Source organism: Hydrogenophaga sp. IBVHS2 (assembly GCF_002127215.1).
GTDB lineage: Bacteria > Pseudomonadota > Gammaproteobacteria > Burkholderiales > Burkholderiaceae_C > Hydrogenophaga.
On the sequence record NZ_NFUT01000001.1, the window covers coordinates 588,338 to 611,620 of the forward strand.

Annotated in this window: 22 protein-coding genes and 1 tRNA gene; 21 read left to right on the top strand and 2 right to left on the bottom strand. The window is 67.4% G+C overall.

The genetic code is table 11. From position 1 onward, the window contains the following. Positions 1-2: 2 nt before the first annotated feature. Both CAP38_RS02920 and CAP38_RS02925 read right to left on the bottom strand, forming a co-directional pair. Positions 3-1,295, bottom strand: coding sequence for an ABC transporter substrate-binding protein (locus tag CAP38_RS02920; protein ID WP_086119361.1), 1,293 nt, complete (start codon positions 1,293-1,295; stop codon positions 3-5). Between the two features lie 330 nt (positions 1,296-1,625). After that, complete coding sequence (locus tag CAP38_RS02925) at positions 1,626-2,903, bottom strand: nitrate regulatory protein (protein ID WP_086119362.1); 1,278 nt, start codon at positions 2,901-2,903, stop codon at positions 1,626-1,628. Between the two features lie 47 nt (positions 2,904-2,950). On the opposite strand from CAP38_RS02925, the gene tsaD reads away from it, so the two are divergent. From tsaD to nuoL, 21 genes are all read left to right on the top strand, one after another. Further along, the gene (gene tsaD / locus CAP38_RS02930) at positions 2,951-4,054 is read left to right on the top strand and encodes a tRNA (adenosine(37)-N6)-threonylcarbamoyltransferase complex transferase subunit TsaD (protein ID WP_086119363.1); all 1,104 of its coding nucleotides are present in this window, start codon (positions 2,951-2,953) and stop codon (positions 4,052-4,054) included. Between the two features lie 11 nt (positions 4,055-4,065). Next, positions 4,066-5,334, top strand: coding sequence for a branched-chain amino acid ABC transporter substrate-binding protein (locus CAP38_RS02935; protein ID WP_086119364.1), 1,269 nt, complete (start codon positions 4,066-4,068; stop codon positions 5,332-5,334). A 19-nt stretch (positions 5,335-5,353) separates the two neighbouring features. Continuing rightward, positions 5,354-6,523 (top strand): pyridoxal phosphate-dependent aminotransferase, encoded by a 1,170-nt coding sequence (locus tag CAP38_RS02940; RefSeq protein ID WP_086119365.1) that lies wholly within the window; start codon positions 5,354-5,356, stop codon positions 6,521-6,523. A gap of 88 nt (positions 6,524-6,611) precedes the next feature. After that, a complete protein-coding gene (gene rpsO / locus CAP38_RS02945) occupies positions 6,612-6,878 on the top strand; it encodes a 30S ribosomal protein S15 (RefSeq protein WP_086119366.1) in 267 nt (88 codons plus the stop codon). Between the two features lie 266 nt (positions 6,879-7,144). After that, entirely contained in the window at positions 7,145-9,271 is a 2,127-nt protein-coding gene (gene pnp / locus CAP38_RS02950) for a polyribonucleotide nucleotidyltransferase (RefSeq protein WP_086119367.1), read from the top strand. Positions 9,272-9,304: 33 nt separating this feature from the next. Beyond that, positions 9,305-10,294 (top strand): NAD(P)H-quinone oxidoreductase, encoded by a 990-nt coding sequence (locus CAP38_RS02955; protein ID WP_086119744.1) that lies wholly within the window; start codon positions 9,305-9,307, stop codon positions 10,292-10,294. A 19-nt stretch (positions 10,295-10,313) separates the two neighbouring features. Further along, positions 10,314-11,054 (top strand): triose-phosphate isomerase, encoded by a 741-nt coding sequence (gene tpiA / locus CAP38_RS02960; RefSeq protein ID WP_086119368.1) that lies wholly within the window; start codon positions 10,314-10,316, stop codon positions 11,052-11,054. Positions 11,055-11,103: 49 nt separating this feature from the next. Beyond that, positions 11,104-11,502 carry a preprotein translocase subunit SecG gene (gene secG, locus CAP38_RS02965; RefSeq protein WP_086119369.1) on the top strand — a complete coding sequence of 133 codons (399 nt, stop codon included), beginning with the start codon at positions 11,104-11,106 and terminating at the stop codon, positions 11,500-11,502. Between the two features lie 119 nt (positions 11,503-11,621). Next, positions 11,622-11,706, top strand: a tRNA-Leu gene (locus CAP38_RS02970). A gap of 47 nt (positions 11,707-11,753) precedes the next feature. Beyond that, entirely contained in the window at positions 11,754-12,113 is a 360-nt protein-coding gene (locus tag CAP38_RS02975) for an NADH-quinone oxidoreductase subunit A (RefSeq protein ID WP_086119370.1), read from the top strand. Positions 12,114-12,152: 39 nt separating this feature from the next. Further along, on the top strand, positions 12,153-12,632 hold the full coding sequence (locus CAP38_RS02980; RefSeq protein WP_009520160.1) for an NADH-quinone oxidoreductase subunit B family protein: 480 nt from the start codon (positions 12,153-12,155) through the stop codon (positions 12,630-12,632). A gap of 51 nt (positions 12,633-12,683) precedes the next feature. Beyond that, on the top strand, positions 12,684-13,307 hold the full coding sequence (locus CAP38_RS02985; RefSeq protein ID WP_086119371.1) for an NADH-quinone oxidoreductase subunit C: 624 nt from the start codon (positions 12,684-12,686) through the stop codon (positions 13,305-13,307). A gap of 19 nt (positions 13,308-13,326) precedes the next feature. After that, positions 13,327-14,580 carry an NADH-quinone oxidoreductase subunit D gene (locus CAP38_RS02990; protein WP_086119372.1) on the top strand — a complete coding sequence of 418 codons (1,254 nt, stop codon included), beginning with the start codon at positions 13,327-13,329 and terminating at the stop codon, positions 14,578-14,580. Next, positions 14,577-15,077, top strand: a complete 501-nt coding sequence (gene nuoE, locus CAP38_RS02995) for an NADH-quinone oxidoreductase subunit NuoE (RefSeq protein ID WP_086119373.1) — start codon at positions 14,577-14,579, stop codon at positions 15,075-15,077. Before CAP38_RS02990 ends, nuoE begins: the two co-directional genes overlap by 4 nt. A gap of 2 nt (positions 15,078-15,079) precedes the next feature. Beyond that, positions 15,080-16,423: an NADH-quinone oxidoreductase subunit NuoF gene (gene nuoF / locus CAP38_RS03000; protein WP_086119374.1), complete on the top strand. Its 1,344-nt coding sequence runs from the start codon at positions 15,080-15,082 to the stop codon at positions 16,421-16,423. A gap of 34 nt (positions 16,424-16,457) precedes the next feature. Further along, positions 16,458-18,602 (top strand): NADH-quinone oxidoreductase subunit NuoG, encoded by a 2,145-nt coding sequence (nuoG, locus tag CAP38_RS03005; protein ID WP_086119375.1) that lies wholly within the window; start codon positions 16,458-16,460, stop codon positions 18,600-18,602. Further along, positions 18,602-19,684: an NADH-quinone oxidoreductase subunit NuoH gene (gene nuoH, locus CAP38_RS03010; RefSeq protein WP_086119745.1), complete on the top strand. Its 1,083-nt coding sequence runs from the start codon at positions 18,602-18,604 to the stop codon at positions 19,682-19,684. Before nuoG ends, nuoH begins: the two co-directional genes overlap by 1 nt. A 15-nt stretch (positions 19,685-19,699) precedes the next feature. Next, positions 19,700-20,230, top strand: a complete 531-nt coding sequence (gene nuoI, locus CAP38_RS03015; RefSeq protein ID WP_086119376.1) for an NADH-quinone oxidoreductase subunit NuoI — start codon at positions 19,700-19,702, stop codon at positions 20,228-20,230. 33 nt (positions 20,231-20,263) lie between these two features. Further along, positions 20,264-20,899, top strand: coding sequence for an NADH-quinone oxidoreductase subunit J (locus CAP38_RS03020; RefSeq protein ID WP_086119377.1), 636 nt, complete (start codon positions 20,264-20,266; stop codon positions 20,897-20,899). Continuing rightward, positions 20,896-21,204, top strand: a complete 309-nt coding sequence (nuoK, locus tag CAP38_RS03025; protein ID WP_086119378.1) for an NADH-quinone oxidoreductase subunit NuoK — start codon at positions 20,896-20,898, stop codon at positions 21,202-21,204. The genes CAP38_RS03020 and nuoK overlap by 4 nt, the downstream gene beginning before the upstream one ends. A 25-nt stretch (positions 21,205-21,229) precedes the next feature. Next, the gene (gene nuoL / locus CAP38_RS03030; protein ID WP_086119379.1) at positions 21,230-23,251 is read left to right on the top strand and encodes an NADH-quinone oxidoreductase subunit L; all 2,022 of its coding nucleotides are present in this window, start codon (positions 21,230-21,232) and stop codon (positions 23,249-23,251) included. Positions 23,252-23,283: the final 32 nt, after the last annotated feature.

Sequence of the window (23,283 nt, forward strand, 5' to 3'; positions counted from 1 at the left end):
GCTCAGGCCTTGATCTTGAAGCTGTCGGCGTACTTGGCCGGGTCCTTGCCGTCCCAGGTGGCGCCGTCGATGAACTTCGCGCTGCGCATCTCCGACTTGGGCAGCGGGGTCTTGGTGGCCTCGGCCGCCTGCTTGTAGATGTCGATGCGGTTGACCGCCTTGGCCACCGCCAGGTAGTCGGGGTGGCTCTTGAGCAGGCCCCAGCGCTTGTGCTGGGTCAGGAACCACATGCCGTCGGACAGGTAGGGGAAGTTCACCAGCCCGTCGTTGTAGAACTTCATGTGGTTGGGGTCGTCCCAGGTCCTGCCCATGCCGTTCTGGTAGCGGCCCAGGATGCGCTGGTTGATGGCGTCCACCCCGGTGTTCACATAGGCGCGCTGGGCAATCGTCTCGGCCATGCGGTTCTTGTTGACCAGGCCGGCATCGATCCACTTGCCGGCTTCCAGGATGGCGGCTGTGACCGCCCGGGCGGTGTTGGGGTACTTCTGCACGAACTCGGCCGTGGTGCCGAGCACCTTCTCGGGGTGGTCCTTCCAGATGTCCTGGGTGGTGTTGGCCGTGATGCCGATGCCGTCCATGATGGCCCGGTGGTTCCAGGGTTCGCCCACGCAGAAGCCGTCCATGTTGCCCACCCGCATGTTGGCCACCATCTGCGGCGGCGGCACCACGATGGCGCGCGCGTCCTTGAACGGGTCGATGCCGGCGCTGGCCAGCCAGTAGTAGATCCACATGGCATGGGTGCCGGTGGGGAAGGTCTGGGCGAAGGTGTATTCGCGCTTCTCGGTGGCCATCAGCTTGGCCAGGCTGGGTGCATCGACCGCGCCCTTTTCGGCCAGCTTCTTGGACAGCGTGATGGCCTGGCCGTTGTGGTTGAGGTTCATCAGCACCGCCATTTCCTTGCGCGGGCCGGCGGTGCCGAGCTGCAGGCCGTAGATCAGGCCGTACAGCACATGGGCCATGTCGAGTTCGCCGTTGACCAGCTTGTCGCGCACGCCGGCCCAGCTGGCTTCCTTGTTGGGCACGATCTTCACGCCGTACTTCTTGTCCAGGCCCAGCTCGGCGGCCATCACCACGCTGGCGCAGTCGGTCAGCGGAATGAAGCCGATCTTGACCTCGGTCTTCTCCGGCGCGTCCGAGCCGGCGGCCCACACCGGCTGGTAGCCCAGGCTGCCGAACAGCGCTGCACCGCCCAGGGCCGCGCCCTGGCGCAGGAAGTCGCGGCGTCCGGTCTCGGCCGTTGCATCGGCAGTCACGGTGCTGTTCGTGGACGGTGCGGGACTTTTCTCGAGGGTCATGGCGGGCTCCTGTGGGTGGACTGGACAAAAAGCGGATCCGGAAAAACACAACGGCGCCCATCACCAGGGCCTGCGGTGGCAGGCCGGCAATGGACGCCGTTGTCCGTGTCCGGGGTGGACTTCCGACCGGGAGACCGCCGTTGGCCGCCCTGTCATGCCGAATGCCTTGCAGATACCGTGCCAGCCCCGGGGTCTTGTCCGGAGCCGGAACAAAAACCCTTGAAAAACAAGGCCTTGTGGAAGAGAGGTGGACCGCCGGGCACCACGGCCGGCCAAGGCCCGTTCGTCCAGATTGGTGCGCCGCACAAAGCCGGTGCGGCGGCTCGCCGGTCAGCGGCTGCGCACCGGCAGCACGTCGGCCATGGCCAGCACCGCTTCGGCCACATCGATCAGGCGCTTGTTCTGGTTCATGGCCATCTGACGCATGGTCTTGTGCGCCTCGTCCTCCGACAGATGGCGATGGGCCATCAACAGGCCCTTGGCGCGTTCGACCGTCTTGCGCTCGTTCAGGCTGGCGCGCACGGTGTCCAGTTCGTCGCCCATGCGCTGCAGCCGGCGGGCCTGGTCGCGCACCAGTTCCAGGATGGACTGGTCCATCGGCGCCCCGAAGCCGTTGCCCGCATGGGCCATGGCGGGCAAGCCGGGGTCGGCGCCGTCGTCGAAGAAGTCGGGGGCGCCATCGCTCTGGGGCCGGTCGGCACTGCGTCCGGCCACCCGTTCCAGTTCGGACAGCTCGCGCGCGGTGGCCTCCAGGCGCAGCTGGCACAGCCCCTGCAGTTCGGCGGCCAGGGCGTCCTCCACCGTCTTCATGGCGTCGATGCGCCGGGTGCAGGCGTCGAACCAGGGCTGGCTCTGGCCGGCATCCAGCGTGCCCCCGGGCGTGGTGGTGCACAGGATGCGGCGCATGCGCTCCAGCGGCATCAGGTGTTCCGGCCGCTGGGCTTCCTGCCACAGGGTGCCGATGGCCGGGCTGGCCAGGTCGGTGCAGACCTGGATGCATCGTTCCTGGGATTCGATGAAGTGCAGCAGCCGCTGCTGGCTGTCGGCGTCGGCGCGGCCGGCGGCGAACAGGGCCGAGCCGGTGGCCCGCTCCTGGCCGGCGAACTCCTTGCCCTGCAGGAAGTTCAGGAAGGCCACCAGATGGCGCGAGATGCCCGGGTCCCAGGCGCTGTCGGCGGCCTCGAACACCACCGCCAGCAGCGCCTGGATCAGCCGGGCGTAGGCCGCCACCGTGCGGTCGGTGCTCCATTGGCGGCTGGCTACCCGCTCGCGCAGCCGGGGCAGGGCGCTCAGGCCCTGCAGGGCGTAGGCGATGCGGCCGAACAGCCGCGCCCGGTGGCCGCTGCGGGCGGCGTCGGTGTCGAGCTGGTCGAAAGCCCGCTCCACCTCGGCCTGCAGGCCCTGGCTGAGCGCCACCTGGGCGGCCCGCTCGGCGGCCCACTGCTGGCCCTGCGAGCCCAGGTAGAGGTTGGACAGCCCGCGCTCGCGCTGCAGCGCATGGACCAGCCGGCCGATGGCACCCACCAGCTCGCTGGTCAGGGACAGTCGCTGCAGGCCGGCGATCTCGCTGCGCCGGGCCGCCATCAGGAAACTCAGGGCCGATTTCATGGAAGGTACGGGCAGCAACATTCGTGCCGCCCGTACACTCCCCGCCCATGCTCATCCTGGGAATCGAATCGTCCTGCGACGAAACCGGTGTGGCGCTGGTGGATGCCGGCGGCCCGGGCGCGCCGCGCCTGCTGGGCGCCGCGCTGCACAGCCAGATCGAGATGCACCAGGCCTACGGTGGCGTGGTGCCCGAGCTGGCCAGCCGCGACCACATCCGCCGCGTGCTGCCCCTGACCGATGCGGTGCTGGCCCAGGCCGGCCGGCCGCTTTCGGCGGTCGATCTGGTCGCCTGCACCCGGGGTCCGGGCCTGGCCGGGGCGCTGCTGGTGGGCGCCGGGGTGGGGGCGGCACTGGGTTTTGCGCTGGGCCGGCCGGTGCTGGGCATCCACCACCTCGAAGGCCATCTGCTCTCGCCCTTCCTGAGCGCCGATCCGCCCGAGTTCCCGTTCGTGGCCCTGCTGGTGTCCGGCGGCCATACCCAGCTGATGCGGGTGGACGGGGTGGGGCGCTACGGGCTGCTGGGCGAGACCATCGACGATGCCGCCGGCGAGGCCTTCGACAAGTCGGCCAAGCTGCTGGGGCTGGGCTACCCCGGCGGGCCGGCGCTGGCCCGGCTGGCACTGCAGGGCAGCGACACGGCCTACAGGTTCCCGCGCCCGCTGCTGCACAGCGGCGATCTCGATTTTTCATTTGCCGGCCTCAAGACGGCGGTGCTCACCCAGGTCAAGCGGCTGGCCCATGCGGTCCCCGAGGGCCCGGCCACCAGCCGGCTGGCCGATCCGCTCACGCCGCAGCAGAAGGCCGACGTGGCCGCCAGCGTGCAGGCCGCCATCGTGGACGTTCTGGTGCGCAAGTCGCTGGCGGCGCTGGATGCCACCGGGTTGAAGCGCCTGGTGGTGGCCGGTGGCGTGGGCGCCAACACCCGCCTGCGCGAACAGCTCGATGCCGCCTGCGCCCGCCGTGGCGCGCGCGTCCACTACCCCGAGCTGCACCTGTGCACCGACAACGGCGCCATGATCGCCATGGCCGCCGCCCTGCGTTCAAGGGCCGGCCTGCTGTCCGATGCCGAACTGCAGATCCCGTCGGCGCTGCAGGGTCGGTTCGATGTGCGCCCGCGCTGGCCGCTGGCCGAACTCTCCATCCCCGTCTGATCGTTTCCCGCATGTTCCGCATCCCCGTTTCCCGGCGGCTGGCCGCGTGCCTGCTGATGGCCCTGCCGGCCCTGGTGTCCGCTCAGCCGGCGCCCGAGCCCATCCGCATTGCCCTCATCGAAGGCCTGTCCGGCCCGGCCGGCCTGGCCGGCGAGGCGGTCTGGCGCAACCTGGTCTGGGCCACCGAGCGGGTCAATGCCCGGGGTGGCGTGCCGCTGCCCGGCGGTGCCCGGCCGCTGCGCATCGAGCGCTTCGACAGCAAGGGCCAGACCGAAGAAGCCCTCTCGGCCCTGCGTCTGGCCAGCGACCGCGGCATCGCCATCGTGGCCCAGGGCAACTCGTCGGCCGCCGCCAGCGCGCTGATCGACGCCATCGGCAAGCACAACGAGCGCCAGCCGGCCCAGCGCATGCTGCTGCTGAACTACGCGGCGGTCGATCCGGCGCTCACCAACGAGCGCTGCAGCTACTGGCATTTCCGCTTCGACGCCCATGCCGACATGCGCCTGAACGCGCTGATGGAACTCATCCGTGAAGACCGGGCGCTCAAGTCCATCTACCTGATCGGGCAGGACTACAGCTTCGGCCAGGGGGTGCTGCGCCAGGCCCGGCGCCTGCTGGAGCAGCAGCGGCCGGATGTGCGCATCGCCGGTGACGAGCTGCATCCCCTGTCCCGCATCAAGGATTTCCTGCCGTACGCGGCCAAGATCAAGGCCAGCGGCGCCCAGGCGGTGCTCACCGGCAACTGGGGCAACGACCTCACGCTGCTGGTCAAGGCCGCGCGCGAGGTCGGCTTCGAGGGCCGCTTCTACACCTTCTACGGCAATGCGCTGGGCGCACCGGCGGCCATCGGCGAAGCCGGCATCGGCCGGGTGGTGGCGGTGGCCGACTGGCTGCCCAACCTGCCCACGCCGGCCTCCGAGGGCTTCTACCGCCAGTTCCGGCAGCGCTTTCCCGATCCGGCCGATGACTATGTGCACCTGCGCATGCAGCTCATGGTCGAAGCGCTGGCCCAGGCCATCGAACGGGCGGGCCGGGTGGAGGCGGGTGCCATTGCGGCCCAGCTGGAGCGCGCCGACGTCACCCTGGCCGGTCAGCGGGGCCGCATGCGGGCCGACGACCACCAGTTCCAGCAGCCGCTGGCCGTGGGCGTGATGGACCGGCAGGGTCAGCCCGGCGTGCCGTTCGATGTGGAGGGCTCCGGCTACGGCTTCCGCGTGGTGCGGCAGATCCCGGCCGAGCAGGCCGCGCTGCCCCACAGCTGCCGGCTGCAGCGGCCCTGACAACCGGGAAGGAATTCCGATGAGAGCGGTGGTTGCACAACTGGAGGGCTCGCGCATCCGCGAGGTGGCCAATGCCGGCCTCGGGCGCGATGACGTGCTCAGGTTCTGGTTCGGCGAGAGCGACGAGGTCACGCCGGACGGTGTGCGGCAGGCGGCGGTGCAGTCGCTGCAGGCCGGCGAGACCTTCTATGCCCACAACCTGGGTCTGCCCGAGCTGCGTCAGGCCATTGCGGACTACACCGACCGCCTGCACCCGGGCCGGAGCGCTGCCCACTGGTTCGACCGGCTGGCCGTCACCTCGGGCGGCGTCAACGGCCTGATGGTCGCCGCCCAGGCGCTGGTGGACGCCGGCGACGAGGTGGTGGTGGTCGCCCCGGTCTGGCCCAACCTGGTGGCCCAGCCGCAGATCATGGGCGCACGGGTGGTGCAGGTGCCTCTGCAGGTCCGGGACGGCGCCTGGCAGCTCGACCGTCAGGCCCTGTTCGACGCAATCACCCCGGCCACCCGCCTGCTGGTGATCAACGCGCCCAACAACCCCACCGGGTGGACCTTGTCCGCGCAGGAGCAGCGCGACATCCTGGCCCATTGCCGCCGCACCGGCACCTGGGTGCTGGCCGACGAGGTCTACGAGCGCCTGTACTACGGTGACGACACCGCCAACGGCGCTGCGCCGTCCTTCCTGGACGTGGCCGAGCCGGACGACCGCCTGATCGTCACCCACAGCTTCTCCAAGAGCTTTCTCATGACCGGCTGGCGCCTGGGCTGGCTGGTGCTGCCGCCGGCCCTGACCGAAGCGGTGGGGCGGCTGATCGAGTTCAACACCTCCTGCGCCCCGGTGTTCGTGCAGCGCGGCGCGATCGCGGCGCTGGAGCACACCGAGGCCATCACGCCCGCCCTGGTGGCGCGCCTGCGTGCCGGTCGCGACACGCTGATTCCCCGCCTGCAGGCCGTGCCGGGGGTGGAGCTGGCCCTGCCCCAGGGTGGCATGTACGCCTTCTTCCGGCTGCCGGGGCATCCGGACTGCATGGACACGGCGCACCGGCTCGTCACCGAGGCCGGCCTGGGCCTGGCGCCCGGCAGTGCCTTCGGGCCGGCGGCCGCCGGCTGGCTGCGCTGGTGCTTTGCCAGCCGGGAGCGCCAGCGGCTGGAGCAGGGGGTGGATCGCTTGCGCCGCTGGCTGGGGCTATAATGCGCGGTTGCTGCGGCCTTGGCCGTGGCATTCACGCCTGTTGCGGCCACGGCTGCGGCAGGACGCCCGTCCCCCACCAGGAAGATCCATGATCGCCAAAGAAGTCAAGGCCGACGTCATCGCGGCCAACGCCCGTGCCGCCAGCGACACCGGCAGCCCCGAAGTGCAGGTCGCCCTGCTGACCGCCCGCATCAACGAGCTGACCCCCCACTTCAAGACCCATGCCAAGGACCACCACGGCCGTCGCGGCCTGCTGCGCATGGTCAGCCGTCGCCGCAAGCTGCTGGACTACCTCAAGTCCCGCGACGCCGACCGTTACGTCGCGCTGATCCAGAAACTGGGCCTGCGCAAGTAATTGCCACAGGGTGCACCCACGAAAAACGCCTGAGTTGGTTCGCTGGCTCGGGCGATTTTTGTTTGTTGCACCCGGTTTTCCGATTTTTCGCCTCCGGAGCCTTTCACGACAGAGCGAAGCTGTGTCATTCCAGATGGGCTGAACCCCGCCCCGGGTGTTGAGCGTTTCTGGAATGGCATCGTGTTCTGGGTGAATGTTCCGGCCCCCGTGCAGACGTCTGCACACCCCGGTCCGGCCTTGCCGGGCCCGCTTTCAGGAGCCCACCCATGACCATGTTCAACAAAGTCACCAAGACCTTCCAGTGGGGCCGTCATTCGGTCCGCATGGAAACCGGCGAGATCGCCCGTCAGGCCAGCGGCGCCGTGCTGCTCGACATGGAAGGCACCGTCGTGCTGGCCACCGCGGTGGCGCGCACCGAGGCCAAGGCCGGCCAGGACTTTTTCCCCCTGACCGTCGACTACCTCGAGAAGTCCTATGCCGCCGGCAAGATTCCCGGCAGCTTCTTCAAGCGCGAAGGCCGCCCGAGCGAGTTCGAGACCCTGACCAGCCGCCTGATCGACCGTCCCATCCGCCCGCTGTTCCCCGAAGGCTTCTTCAATGAAGTCCAGGTGGTCATCCACACCGTGTCGCTCAACCCCGAGGTGGACGCCGACATCGCCGCCATGATCGCGACCTCCGCCGCGCTGGCCGTCTCCGGCATCCCGTTCAACGGCCCCATCGGCGCGGCCCGCGTGGGCTACGTCAACGGTCAGTACGTGCTCAACCCGGGCCAGACCGAGCGCAAGGACAGCCAGATGGATCTGGTCGTCGCCGGTACCGCATCGGCCGTGCTGATGGTCGAGTCCGAGGCCGAGCAGCTGTCCGAAGACATCATGCTGGGCGCCGTGGTGTTCGGCCACGAGCAGGGCAACATCGCCATCAACGCCATCAACGAGCTGGTGCGTGACGCCGGCAAGCCCGAGTGGAACTGGCAGCCGCCGGCCAAGGACGAGACGCTGATCGCCAAGGTCCAGGCCCTGGCCCAGGCCAAGCTGGAAGCCGCCTACCAGATCCGCAACAAGCAGGCCCGCACCCAGGCCTGCCGTGCCGCTTATGCCGACGTCATGGCCGGTCTCAAGGCCGACGGCGTCGAGTTCGACAGCGTGGCCGTGGAAGGCCTGCTGTTCGAGATCGAGGCCAAGATCGTCCGCGGCCAGATCCTGGCCGGCGAGCCCCGCATCGACGGTCGCGACACCCGCACCGTGCGCGGCATCGAGATCCGCAACGGCGTGCTGCCGCGCACCCACGGCTCGGCGCTGTTCACCCGCGGCGAGACCCAGGCGCTGGTGATCGCCACCCTGGGCACCGACCGCGACGCGCAGAAGATCGACGCCCTGGCCGGCGAGTACGACGACCGCTTCATGCTGCACTACAACATGCCTCCCTTCGCCACCGGCGAGACCGGACGCGTCGGCAGCCCCAAGCGCCGCGAGATCGGCCACGGCCGCCTGGCCAAGCGTGCCCTGGTGGCCGCGCTGCCGAGCAAGGAAGAGTTCCCTTACACCATCCGTGTGGTCTCCGAGATCACCGAGTCCAACGGTTCGTCGTCCATGGCCTCGGTCTGCGGCGGCTGCCTGGCCCTGATGGACGCCGGCGTGCCCATGAAGGCCCACGTGGCCGGCATCGCCATGGGCCTGATCAAGGAAGGCAACCGCTTCGCGGTGCTGACCGACATCCTGGGTGATGAGGACCACCTCGGCGACATGGACTTCAAGGTGGCCGGCACCACCAACGGCATCACCGCCCTGCAGATGGACATCAAGATCCAGGGCATCACCAAGGAAATCATGCAGGTCGCGCTGGCCCAGGCCAAGGAAGCCCGCATGCACATCCTGGGCAAGATGCAGGAAGCCATGGGCGAGGCCAAGACCGAGATCAGCAGCTTCGCGCCCAAGCTCTACACCATGAAGATCAACCCGGAGAAGATCCGTGACGTGATCGGCAAGGGCGGCGCCGTGATCCGCGCGCTGACCGAAGAGACCGGCTGCCAGATCAACATCGAGGAAGACGGCACCATCACCATCGCCGCCACCGAGTCGGCCAAGGCCGACGAGGCCAAGCGCCGCATCGAGCAGATCACGGCCGAAGTCGAGATCGGCAAGGTCTACGAAGGCCCGATCACCAAGATCCTGGACTTCGGTGCCCTGGTCAACCTGCTGCCCGGCAAGGACGGCCTGCTGCACATCAGCCAGATCGCCCACGAGCGCGTGGAGAAGGTCACCGACTACCTGTCCGAAGGCCAGATCGTCAAGGTCAAGGTGCTCGAGACCGACGAGAAGGGCCGCATCAAGCTGTCCATGAAGGCCCTGCTGGACCGCAACAGCGGCGAGCAGCAGCAACAGCAGCAGCAATAAGCTGCGCCGGCCCGGGAGAGCGTCATGTCCACCATGCAAGCTGTCGAGATCCGTGGCTACGGAGCACCCGAGGTGCTCCAGCTGGGCGAACGCCCGGTGCCGGTGGCCGGCCCGGGCGAGGTGCTGATCCGCGTGAGCGCGTCCGGTGTCAACCGCCCGGACGTGCTGCAGCGCACCGGCAACTACCCGGTGCCGCCGGGTGCGTCCGACATCCCCGGGCTCGAAGTGGCTGGCGTCATCGAGTCCGGTGATGCTGCTGCCCTGCAGGCCGCCGGGCTGAAGCCGGGTGACCGCGTCTGTGCCCTGGTGGCCGGTGGCGGGTATGCCCAGTGGTGCGTGGCCCCTGCGGCCCAGTGCCTGCCGGTGCCCCGGGGTCTGTCCGACCTGGAGGCCGCCGGTCTGCCCGAGACCTTCTTCACCGTCTGGAGCAACGTGTTCGACCGCGGCCGCCTGCAGGCCGGCGAGACCCTGCTGATCCAGGGTGGCACCAGCGGCATCGGCGTGACCGCCATCCAGATGGCCAAGGCCATGGGTGCCACCGTGATCGCCACCGCCGGCAGCGACGACAAGTGCGCCGCCTGCCTCAGGCTCGGCGCCGACCACGCCATCAACTACCGCAGCCAGGACTTCGCCGCTGTTGCGCGTGAACTCACCGGCGGCCAGGGTGTCAACGTCATCCTGGACATGGTGGCCGGCAGCTATGTGGCCCGCGAGGTGGAATGCCTGGCCGAGGATGGCCGGCTGGTCATCATCGCGGTGCAGGGCGGCATCGATGCCGGCTTCAATGCCGGCCTGGTGCTGCGCCGCCGCCTCACCATCACCGGCTCCACGCTGCGTCCGCGCCCGGTGGCCTTCAAGGCCGCCATCGCGCAGTCGCTGCGCCAGCATGTGTGGCCGTTGCTGGAATCCGGTCGCATCCGTCCCGTCATCCACCAGGTGTTCAAGCCCGCCGAGGCAGCGCAGGCCCACGCCCTGATGGAAAGCAACACCCACATCGGCAAGCTGATGCTGCAGTGGGCCTGATCCCCGCATTGCGCACGCCATGAAGAAACTGATTGCAGGCAACTGGAAGATGAATGGCGGCCTGGCCGCCAATGAAGCGCTGGTGCGCGCCATGCTGGCCGGCATCGGCCAGCCCGGCGCCCAGGTGGCGCTGTGCGCGCCGGCACCCTATCTGGCGCAGCTGCAGGCGCTGCTGTCCGGCAGCCCTGTGGCCTGGGGTTCGCAGGATGTGTCGGCCCACGAGCAGGGCGCCTATACCGGTGAGGTGTCGGCCGCCATGCTGCGCGACTTCGCCTGCCGCTACGCCATCGTCGGCCACTCCGAGCGGCGCCAGTACCACGGCGAGACCGATGCGGTGGTGGCCCAGAAGGCGCAGAGGGCGCTCTCGGCCGGCATCACCCCCATCGTCTGCGTGGGTGAAACCCTGGCCGAGCGCGAAGCCGGCCTGACCGAGACCGTCGTCAAGCGCCAGCTCGCCGCCGTCATCCACGTCGTGGCCCACTGCACCAGCGAGATCGTGGTGGCCTATGAACCCGTGTGGGCGATCGGCACCGGCAAGACCGCCTCGCCCGAACAGGCCCAGCAGGTGCATGCCGTGCTGCGCCAGCAGATCGCGGCCGCCACCGCCCACCCCGAGCGGGTCCAGATCCTGTACGGCGGCAGCATGAATGCCGCCAACGCTGCCAGCCTGCTGGCCCAGCCCGACATCGACGGGGGCCTGATCGGTGGTGCCTCGCTCAAGGCGGCCGACTTCCTCCAGATCGTGGCCGCTGCCGGCTGACGCCGCAGCGCCGATCCCAGAATCCATCCGACTCATCAGAAGCTGCTCCATGAACATCGTCCTGACCCTTTTGCTCGTTGTCCAGATCGTGTCCGCCCTGGCCATGATCGGCCTCATCCTCATGCAGCACGGCAAGGGTGCCGATGCCGGTGCCGCCTTCGGCGGCGGCGGTGGTGGATCGGCCAGCCTGTTCGGTGCCTCCGGCAGCGCCAACTTCCTCTCGCGCAGCACCGGTGTGCTGGCCACCATCTTTCTGGTGACCACCCTGGGCCTGGCCTATTTCGGCAACCTGCGCACCGCAGCACCCAGTGCCGGCAGCGTGCTGGAGACCACCACGGTCCCGGCCACGCCGGCCCAGCAGATCCCGGGTTCCGCACCCGCCAGCGGCGTGGCGCCTGCCGCGCCGGCCGCACCGGCCACCGGTGCCGACGCGATTCCTGCCAAGTAATCGCGATGCGTGCGCTGAAAAAGGCGCACGCCCCTCTCGAAACAGGGGTTGTTTCAGGGTAAACTCTATGGGTTGTCCGGTTGGTGCACAGCAGTGGTGCCAGCAGGACAAGTCAACCAGCCGACGTGGTGAAATTGGTAGACACGCTATCTTGAGGGGGTAGTGGCGAAAGCTGTGCGAGTTCGAGTCTCGCCGTCGGCACCAATCTTTGGACCACACGGCACCACGCCGTGTCAGCGGATAGACCCAAGATGAGCCTCGACCAATACCTGCCCGTGCTTCTGTTCATCCTGGTGGGCATTGCAGTCGGGATCATTCCGCAGGTGCTGGGCTACATCCTCGGTCCCAACCTCCCCGACGCTGAAAAGAATTCTCCGTATGAGTGCGGCTTCGAAGCCTTCGAAGACGCCCGCATGAAGTTCGATGTGCGCTACTACCTGGTGGCCATCCTCTTCATCCTGTTCGACCTCGAGATCGCCTTTCTCATTCCCTGGGCGGTGGCCTTTTCCGACATCGGCATGACCGGCTTCCTGGCCGGCGTCGTGTTCCTGGCCATCCTTACCGTGGGCTTTGCCTACGAGTGGAAAAAAGGCGCCCTCGACTGGGAATGAACGGACCCGCCCGGACGGGCGACCATTGCGGAGCACTGCATGATTGAAGGCGTATTCAAGGAAGGGTTCGTCACCACCAGCTATGACGCGGTGGTGAACTGGGCCAAGACCGGTTCCCTGTGGCCCATGACCTTCGGTCTGGCCTGCTGCGCGGTGGAGATGATGCACGCCGCCGCAGCCCGGTACGACATCGGCCGTTTCGGCTCCGAGGTGTTCCGTGCCAGCCCGCGCCAGTCCGACCTGATGATCGTGGCCGGCACCCTGTGCAACAAGATGGCGCCCGCGCTGCGCAAGGTCTACGACCAGATGGCCGAGCCCCGCTGGGTGCTGTCCATGGGCTCGTGCGCCAATGGCGGCGGCTACTACCACTACAGCTATTCGGTCGTTCGAGGGTGCGACCGCATCGTGCCGGTCGACGTGTATGTGCCCGGTTGCCCGCCCACGGCCGAGGCCCTGCTGTACGGAATCATCCAGCTGCAGCAGAAGATCCGCCGCACCCAGACGATTGCCAGGGCCTGAGCCCGGTTCTCCGAACCCCGACCGCGACCCTGCCAGCCTGAGTCCACGCCCATGACCGACACCGAATCCTCTCCCCGTGCCGTGGCGCCGGCGGCGCTGCAGCAGAGCCTGACCGAATTGCTGGGCGAGCGCGCGCAATCGCTCGTCATCGAGCGCGACGAACTCACCCTGACCGTGCGTCCGGCCGACTACCTGGCCGTCATGACCCTGCTGCGCGATGCGCCGGCGGCCCGTTTCGAGCAGCTGGTCGACCTGTGCGGCATCGACTATTCCACCTACGGTGACGGCCGCTGGGAAGGCCCGCGCTTTGCGGCTGTGTCCCACCTTCTGTCGGTGTCGCTCAACCAGCGCCTGCGGGTCCGTGTGTTCTGTGCCGACGACGACTTTCCGGTCCTGCCTTCGGTCACCACCCTGTGGGCCAGCGCCAACTGGTACGAGCGCGAAGCCTTCGACCTCTTCGGCATCGTGTTCGAAGGTCACGAAGACCTGCGCCGCATCCTCACCGACTATGGCTTCATCGGCCACCCGTTCCGCAAGGACTTCCCGCTCTCGGGCCATGTGGAGATGCGGTACGACGCCGAGCGTCAGCGCGTGATCTACGAGCCGGTCAGCATCGAGCCGCGCGAGATCACGCCGCGCATCATCCGCGAAGACAACTACGGCGGCCTGCACTGAAGGCGCGAGGCATCCCGACATGGCAGAGATCAAGAACTACACCCTGAACTTCGGTCCCCAGCACCCGGCCGCCCACGGTGTGCTGCGCCTGGTGCTCGAGCTCGACGGCGAGGTGGTGCAACGCGCCGACCCGCACATCGGCCTGCTGCACCGCGCCACCGAGAAGCTGGCCGAGCACAAGACCTTCATCCAGTCGCTGCCCTACATGGACCGGCTGGACTATGTCTCGATGATGTGCAACGAGCACGCCTACTGCCTGGCCATCGAGAAACTGCTGGGCATCGAGGTGCCGGTGCGGGCGCAATACATCCGCGTGATGTTCAGCGAGATCACCCGCCTGCTCAACCACCTGATGTGGCTGGGCTCGCACGGCAACGACTGCGGCAGCTCCACCATCCTGATCTACGCGTTCCGCGAGCGCGAGGACCTGTTCGACATGTACGAGGCGGTGTCCGGTGCGCGCATGCACGCGGCCTACTTCCGCCCGGGTGGCGTGTACCGTGACCTGCCGGACAGCATGCCGCAGTACCAGGCCAGCAAGGTGCGCAATGCCCGCGCCATTGCCGAGCTGAACGAGAACCGCCAGGGCTCGCTGCTGGACTTCATCGACGATTTCACGAAGCGCTTCCCGACCTACCTGGACGAATACCACACGCTGCTGACCGACAACCGCATCTGGAAGCAGCGCACCGTGGGCATCGGCGTGGTCACGCCCGAGCGGGCACTCAGCCTGGGCATGACCGGCCCCATGCTGCGCGGCTCCGGCATCGCCTGGGACCTGCGCAAGAAGCAGCCCTACGACGTCTACGACCGCCTGGACTTCGACATCCCGGTCGGCCGTACCGGCGACTGCTACGACCGTTACCTGGTCCGCATGGAAGAGATGAAGCAGTCCAACCGCATCATCCAGCAGTGCGTGGACTGGCTGCGGGCCAACCCGGGCCCGGTCATCACCGACAACCACAAGGTGGCGCCGCCGGCCCGCGAAGCCATGAAGAGCAACATGGAGGAGCTGATCCACCACTTCAAGCTCTTCACCGAAGGCTTCCACGTGCCCGAGGGCGAGGCGTATGCCGCCGTCGAGCATCCCAAGGGCGAGTTCGGCATCTACCTGGTCAGCGACGGCGCCAACAAGCCCTACCGCCTGAAGATCCGTGCCCCCGGCTTCGCCCACCTGGCCACGCTGGACGAGATGGCGCGCGGCCACATGCTGGCCGATGCGGTGGCCATCATCGGCACCATGGACATCGTTTTCGGAGAGATCGACCGATGAACACCCCTGTCGTTTTTTCGGAAGCCACCCTCGCGCGCTTCGACCGCGAGGTCGCCAAGTACCCCGATGACCAGCGCCAGTCGGCGGTGATGGCCTGCCTGTCCATCATCCAGCAGGAGCAGGGTCATGTGAGCGCGGCCGCCGAAGCCGCGCTGGCCACCTACCTGCGCATGGAGCCCATCGCGGTCCATGAGGTGACCACCTTCTACAACATGTACAACCAGCAGCCGGTGGGCCGGTTCAAGCTCAACGTCTGCACCAACCTGCCGTGCCAGCTGCGTGACGGGCAGAAGGCCCTGCACCACCTCGAGAAGAAGCTGGGCATCACCATGGGCGAGACCACGGCCGACGGCCTGTTCACGCTGCAGCAGAGCGAGTGCCTGGGCGCCTGTGCCGACTCGCCGGTGATGCTGGTCAACGACCGCCACATGTGCAGCTTCATGAGCAACGACAAGCTCGACCAGCTGATCGAAGGTCTGCGGACCTCGGAGGGCTAACCATGAACGCACAGCAGATCCTCTCGCAGTTCCGCGCCACCGGCGTGCAGACCTGCTTCCATGGCCGTCACATCAACCCGCAGATCTATGCCGGGCTGGACGGCAGCAACTGGTCCCTGAAGGACTACGAGGCGCGCGGCGGCTACCAGGCCTTGCGCCGCATCCTGGGCAAGGACGGTTCCGAGCCCATGACCCAGGACCAGGTGATCGCCACCGTCAAGGAATCGGCCTTGCGCGGCCGGGGCGGTGCCGGCTTCCCCACCGGCCTGAAGTGGAGCTTCATGCCGCGCCAGTTCCCGGGCCAGAAGTACCTGGTGTGCAACTCCGACGAGGGCGAGCCGGGCACCTGCAAGGACCGCGACATCCTCATGTACAACCCGCACATCGTCATCGAAGGCATGGCGATCGCGGCGTTCGCCATGGGCATCACGGCGGGCTACAACTACATCCACGGCGAGATCTTCGAGGTCTACGAACGCTTCGAGGCGGCGCTGGAGGAAGCCCGTGCGGCCGGTTACCTCGGTGACCGCATCCTGGGCTCGGATTTCAGCTTCCAGCTGCACGCGTTCCACGGTTTCGGTGCCTACATCTGCGGTGAAGAGACCGCGCTGCTCGAATCCCTGGAAGGCAAGAAGGGCCAGCCCCGCTTCAAGCCGCCGTTCCCGGCCAGCTTCGGCCTCTACGGCAAGCCCACCACCATCAACAACACCGAGACCTTCGCGGCAGTGCCCTGGATCATCCGCAACGGCGGTCAGGCCTACCTGGAGTGCGGCAAGCCGAACAACGGCGGCACCAAGATCTTCTCGGTCAGCGGCGACGTGGAAATGCCCGGCAACTACGAAGTGCCGCTGGGCACGCCGTTTGCCAAGCTGCTGGAGCTCGCCGGTGGCGTGCGCAAGGGCCGCACCCTCAAGGCCGTGATCCCCGGAGGCTCGTCGGCCCCGGTGCTGCCGGCGCACATCATGATGGAGTGCACCATGGACTACGACTCGATCGCCAAGGCCGGCTCCATGCTGGGCTCGGGCGCGGTCATCGTCATGGACGACTCGCGCGACATGGTGGAGTCGCTCAAGCGCCTGTCGTACTTCTACATGCACGAGTCCTGCGGCCAGTGCACGCCGTGCCGCGAAGGCACCGGCTGGCTGTGGCGCATGGTCGAACGCATCGATCGTGGCCAGGGCCGCCCGGAGGACATGCAGCTGCTCGACAACGTGGCCGAGAACATCATGGGCCGCACTATCTGCGCCCTGGGCGATGCAGCGGCCATGCCGGTGCGCGCCATGATCAAGCACTTCCGCCACGAGTTCGAGGCCAAGATCGCTGCCGCTGCGGCCCAGGCCTCCTGATCGCCCGACGATCGAAGGACATCGGAACACACCCATGGTTGAAATCGAACTCGACGGCCAGAAGGTCGAAGTGCCGCCCGGCAGCATGGTCATGCATGCGGCCGAGAAGGCCGGCACCTACATCCCGCACTTCTGCTACCACAAGAAACTGTCCATCGCGGCCAACTGCCGCATGTGCTTGGTCGACGTGGAGAAGGCGCCCAAGCCCATGCCGGCCTGCGCCACCCCGGTCACGCAGGGCATGATCGTGCGCACCCAGTCCGACAAGGCGGTCAAGGCCCAGAAGTCGGTCATGGAGTTCCTGCTGATCAACCATCCGCTGGACTGCCCAATCTGCGACCAGGGCGGCGAGTGCCAGCTGCAGGACCTGGCGGTGGGCTACGGCGGCTCCGGCTCGCGCTACCAGGAAGAAAAGCGCGTGGTGTTCCACAAGAATGTGGGCCCGCTCATCTCCATGGAAGAGATGAGCCGCTGCATCCATTGCACCCGTTGCGTGCGCTTCGGCCAGGAGATCGCCGGCGTCATGGAGCTGGGCATGTCGAACCGCGGTGAGCACGCCGAGATCGAGACCTTCGTGGGCCAGTCGGTGGACTCCGAACTCTCGGGCAACATGATCGACATCTGCCCGGTCGGCGCACTCACCAGCAAGCCGTTCCGCTACAGCGCCCGCACCTGGGAGCTCTCCCGCCGCAAGAGCGTGAGCCCGCACGATTCCACCGGTGCCAACCTGATCGTCCAGGTCAAGAACCACCAGGTCATGCGCGTGGTGCCGCTGGAGAACGAAGCCGTCAACGAGTGCTGGATCGCCGACCGCGACCGTTTCTCGTACGAGGCCCTCAACGGCCCTGACCGCCTGACCGCCCCCATGATCAAGCAGGGTGGCGAATGGACCACGGTCGACTGGCAGACCGCCCTCGAATACGTGGCCAACGGCCTGCGCCAGGTGCGCACCGACCACGGCGCTGCGGCCATCGGCTTGCTGGCCAGCCCGCACAGCACGGTGGAGGAACTGGCCCTGGCCGGCGCCCTGGTGCGCGGCCTGGGCAGCGAGAACATCGACACCCGGCTGCGCGCGGCCGATTTCGGCCATGCCGCGCCTGCCGGTCAGGCGCGCTGGCTGGGCCGCACCGTGGCCAGCCTGTCCGATCTGCAGCGGGTGCTGGTGGTGGGCTCGAACCTGCGCAAGGACCATCCGCTGTTCGCCCAGCGCATCCGTCAGGCGGTGCGCAAGGGCGCCCAGCTGAGCGTGCTGGGCGACGCCAGCCCCGACTGGGCCATGACCGTGCGCCACACCCTGAAGGCCGACAGCCTGCACTGGTCGGCCGCGCTGGCCGGCGTGGCCGCTGCCGTGGCCGCCGACAAAGGCGTGACCGCCCCGGTGGCCGCCGAGATCAACGACACCCACCGCGCCATCGCCGCCTCGCTGGCCGGTGGCGAACACAAGGCGGTGTTGCTGGGCAACGCTGCCGCCCACCATGAGCAGGCCGGCAGCCTGCTGGCCCTGGCCCGATTCATTGCCGAACACACCGGCGCCACGGTGGGCTACCTGACCGAAGCCGCCAACACCGTGGGGGCCCAGCTGGTGCGCGCGCTGCCGGGGCAGGGCGGTCTGAACGCCGGCCAGATGCTGCGCGGTGCCCTCAAGGCCGTGGTGCTGCTGGGCACCGAGCCCGCCCACGACAGCGCCGTGGGCGCTGCAGGTCTGGCATCCGCCGACATGGTGGTCACGCTCAGCCCCTTCAAGACCAATCTGGACATCAGCGACGTGCTGCTGCCCATCGCTCCGTTCTCGGAAACCTCCGGCTCCTTCGTCAATGCCGAAGGCCGCCTGCAGGGCTTCCACGCCGTGGTGCGCCCGCTGGGTGAAACCCGCCCGGGCTGGAAGGTGCTGCGCGTGCTGGGCAACCTGCTGGGGCTCCCGGGCTTCGATGCCGAGTCGTCGCAGGCCGTGCTGTCGGCCGCGCTGCCAGGCGTGGAGCAGGGCGGCTTCGTGCCGGCCAGCCGTCTGAGCAACGACACCGGGGCCGTCGCCACCACCGCACCGGCCTCCGGCCGTCCGTGCGTGGCTTCCATCTACCAGCTCGACGGCCTGGTGCGCCGCGCCCCGTCGCTGCAACTCACGGCCGATGCCCGCCGCGCCAGCGCAACCCAGGCCGAAGCCGAGGGAGTGAGCGCATGATCATCGACGCGATGTACAACGGCGGACTGGGCCTGGTGGCCGCCCCGTGGTGGACCACCGCCGCCTGGCCCGTCATCTGGAACCTGCTCAAGATCGTGGCCGTGCTGGCCCCGCTGATGGGCGCCGTGGCCTACCTCACGCTGTGGGAGCGCAAGCTGCTGGGCTTCATGCAGGTCCGCCATGGTCCCAACCGGGTCGGCCCCTTCGGCCTGCTGCAGCCCATTGCCGACGCCCTCAAGCTGCTGACCAAGGAACTCATCCGCCCCAGCGCCGCCAGCAACGGCCTGTTCCGCCTGGGCCCCATCATGGCCATCATGCCGGCGCTGGCCGCCTGGGTGGCCATTCCGTTCGGCCCCGAGACGGTCCTGGCCAACGTGAATGCCGGTCTGCTGGTGATCCTGGCCATCACCTCCATCGAGGTGTACGGCGTGATCATTGCCGGGTGGGCGTCCAACTCCAAGTACGCCTTCCTGGGCGCGCTGCGCGCCTCCGCCCAGATGGTCAGCTACGAGATCGCCATCGGCTTCTGCTTCCTGGTGGTGGTCATGACCGCCGGCAGCCTGAACCTGGCCGAGATCGTGGCCTCGCAAGGCCGCGGCATCGCGGCCGAGGAGGGACTGAACTTCCTGTCCTGGAACTGGCTGCCGCTGCTGCCCATCTTCCTGGTCTACCTGATCTCGGGTGTGGCCGAGACCAACCGCCACCCCTTCGACGTGGTCGAGGGCGAGGCCGAGATCGTGGCCGGTCACATGGTCGAGTACTCGGGCATGGGCTTTGCCATCTTCTTCCTGGCCGAATACGCCAGCATGTGGCTGGTGTCCATCCTGGCGGTGCTGATGTTCCTGGGTGGGTGGCTGCCTCCCATCGACAGCCAGCTGTTCAACGCCATTCCGGGCTGGATCTGGCTGGGTCTGAAGACCTTCTTCGTGGTCTCGCTGTTCATCTGGATCCGCGCCACCTTCCCGCGCTTCCGCTACGACCAGATCATGCGTCTGGGCTGGAAGATCTTCATTCCCGTGACCCTGATCTGGCTGCTGCTGGTCGGCGCCCTGATGCAGTCGCCCTGGAACATCTGGAAATAAGCCGGGGAATCCACCATGTCCATCACCACCTCGTTCGCACCGTCCACCGCTGTCGCGCCGTTCTCGTTCCGCGATTTCCTCAAGAGCTTCCTGCTGGTCGAGCTGTTCAAGGGCATGGCCCTGACCGGCCGCTACGCCTTCAAGCGCAAGGTCACGGTGCAGTTCCCCGAGGAGAAGACCCCGCTGTCCCCCCGCTTCCGGGGCCTGCATGCCCTGCGCCGCTACGAGAACGGCGAGGAGCGCTGCATCGCCTGCAAGCTGTGCGAGGCCGTGTGTCCGGCCATGGCCATCACCATCGAGGCCGGCGTGCGCGAGGACGGCAGCCGCCGCACCACCCGCTACGACATCGACCTGACCAAGTGCATCTTCTGCGGTTTCTGCGAGGAGAGCTGCCCGGTCGACTCGATCGTCGAGACGCACATCTTCGAATACCACGGCGAGAAGCGCGGCGACCTGTACTTCACCAAAGAGATGCTGCTGGCGGTCGGCGACCGCTACGAGCCGCAGATCGCCGCCGCGAAGGCCGCCGACGCGCCCTACCGCTGACCTCGGGCCCGCCCGAGCAACCAAGACCTTCCCATGGACTTCCAGACCGGTTTCTTCTACCTGTTCGCGGCCGTGCTGCTCTTTGCGGCGTACCGCGTCATCACCGCGCGCAACCCGGTGCACGCGGTGCTCTACCTGATGCTGTCGTTCTCCCAGGCATCGGCGCTGTGGCTGCTGCTCAAGGCCGAGTTCCTGGGCATCACGCTGGTGCTGGTCTATCTGGGCGCGGTCATGGTGCTGTTCCTGTTCGTGGTGATGATGCTCGACATCAACATGGATGCGCTGCGGCAGGGTTTCTGGAAGCACTTCCCGGTGGCAGCCCTGCTGGGCGGCATCGTGGCGGCCGAACTGATCGCCGTGCTGTGGGTCGGGTTCCCCACGGTGCCGGTGAGCGGTGCCGTGCCGGCAACGGCCGAGGTCTCCAACACCCACGCCCTGGGCGTGCTGCTCTACACCGAATACCTCTATCCCATCCAGGTGGCCGCGGTCATCCTGCTGGTGGCGATGGTGGCCGCCATCGCGCTGACCCTGCGCCAGCGCAAGGACAGCAAGGCCATCAATCCCTCGCTGCAGGTGCATGTGCGCGCGTCCGACCGCCTGGTGGTGGTGCCCATGGCCGCCACCCGCAAATCCGCTGAACCGACGCCGGCCGAGGAGGGCAAGGCATGAGCTTGACACTGGGCCACTTCCTGTCGGTCGGCGCGATCCTGTTTGCGCTCTCCGTCATCGGCATCTTCCTCAACCGCAAGAACCTGATCGTGCTGCTCATGGCCATCGAGCTCATGCTGCTGGCGGTCAACATGAACTTCGTGGCCTTCTCGCACTTCCTGGGCGACATGCACGGCCAGGTGTTCGTGTTCTTCATCCTGACCGTGGCAGCGGCCGAGTCGGCCATCGGCCTGGCCATCCTGGTGCTGCTGTTCCGCAACCGCGCGTCCATCAGCGTCGAGGAACTCAACAGCCTCAAGGGCTGATGCCCGGACCCGAACACGCAAGACCATGAGCAACACCCTCTCTGCAAGCACCCTGCTGGCCGTTCCGCTGGCTCCCCTGGTCGGCGCCGCGCTGGCCGGCATCCTCGGCACCGCCTTCGGCGGCAACGTGATCGGGCGCCGCGCTTCCCACAGCGCCACCATCCTGGGCGTGCTGGTGGCCTTCATCCTGTCGGCCCTGACCCTGGTCGACGTCATGAAGGGGGCCCGTTTCAACGCCACCATCTACGAATGGATGGTGGTGGGCGGCCTGAAGATGGAGATCGGCTTCCTGGTCGACGGCCTGACCGCCATGATGATGGTGGTGGTGACCTTCGTCTCGCTCATGGTGCACATCTACACCATGGGCTACATGGAGGAGGACGCCGGCTACAACCGCTTCTTCGCCTACATCTCGCTGTTCACCTTCTCCATGCTCATGCTGGTCATGAGCAACAACCTGCTGCAGCTGTTCTTCGGCTGGGAAGCGGTGGGTCTGGTGTCCTACCTGCTGATCGGCTTCTGGTACAACAAACCGACGGCCATCTTTGCCAACATGAAGGCCTTCCTGGTCAACCGGGTGGGCGACTTCGGCTTCATCCTTGGCATCGGCCTGATCGTGGCCTACACCGGCACGCTGAACTACGGCGAGGTGTTCGCCAAGGCCGACCAGCTGAGCGGCATCACCTTCCCCGGCACCAGCTGGATGCTGGTCACGGTGATCTGCATCTGCCTGTTCATCGGTGCCATGGGCAAGAGCGCGCAGTTTCCGCTGCACGTGTGGCTGCCCGACTCCATGGAAGGCCCCACGCCCATTTCGGCCCTGATCCATGCGGCCACCATGGTGACCGCCGGCATCTTCATGGTCGCCCGCATGTCGCCGGTGTTCGAGATGTCGGACACGGCGCTCAACTTCATCCTGGTCATCGGCGCCATCACCGCGCTGTTCATGGGTTTCCTGGGCATCATCCAGAACGACATCAAGCGGGTCGTGGCCTATTCCACCCTGTCCCAGCTGGGTTACATGACCGTGGCCCTGGGTGCCTCGGCCTACTCGGTGGCGGTGTTCCACCTCATGACCCACGCCTTCTTCAAGGCGCTGCTGTTCCTGGCCGCCGGCTCGGTGATCATGGGCATGCACCACAACCAGGACATCCGCTGGATGGGCGCGGTGCGCAAGTACATGCCCATCACCTGGATCACCTCGCTGCTGGGCACGCTGGCGCTCATCGGCACGCCGCTGTTCTCGGGCTTCTATTCCAAGGACTCGATCATCGAGGCGGTGCACTTCAGCAACCTGCCCGGTGCCGGCTTCGCCCACTTCGCGGTGCTGGCGGGCGTGTTCGTGACCTCGTTCTATTCGTTCCGGCTGTATTTCCTGGTCTTCCATGGCCAGGAGCGTTACGACCAGAACCCGGAAGCCCACCACGACGATCACCATGACGACCATGCCCACCATGGCGACGGCAAGCCGCACGAGTCGCCCTGGGTGGTGACGCTGCCCCTGGTGCTGCTGGCCATCCCGTCGGTGCTGATCGGCTACTTCACCATCGAGCCGCTGGTCTTCGGCAAGTTCTTCGAGGACGCCATCTACGTCAACAGCCAGGCCCACCCGGCCCTGGTGAAGTTCGCCGAGATCTTCCACGGCCCCATGGCCATGGCGCTGCACGCCCTGAGCACCCCGCCGCTGTACCTGGCCCTGGCCGGTGCGGTGACCGCCTGGTACATGTACCTGGTCAACCCGGCCGTGCCGGCTGCCATCGCCCGCGCGCTCAAGCCGCTGATCACCGTGATGGAGAACAAGTACTACCTCGACTGGTTCAACGAGAACGTGCTGGCCAAGGGCGCGCGCGGTCTGGGCATCGGCCTGTGGAAGGGGGGTGACCGTGGCGTGATCGAGGGCGGGGTGGTCAATGCCAGCTGGAAGCTGGTCGGCCTGATCTCCGGCGTGGTGCGGCGCTTCCAGACCGGCTTCCTGTACCACTACGCCTTGATGATGCTGGTGGGCGTGATGCTGCTCATGACCTACTTCGTCTGGCTGGCCAAGTAAGCGCCCCGGGTCACAACAACAAGAGGAAGAAC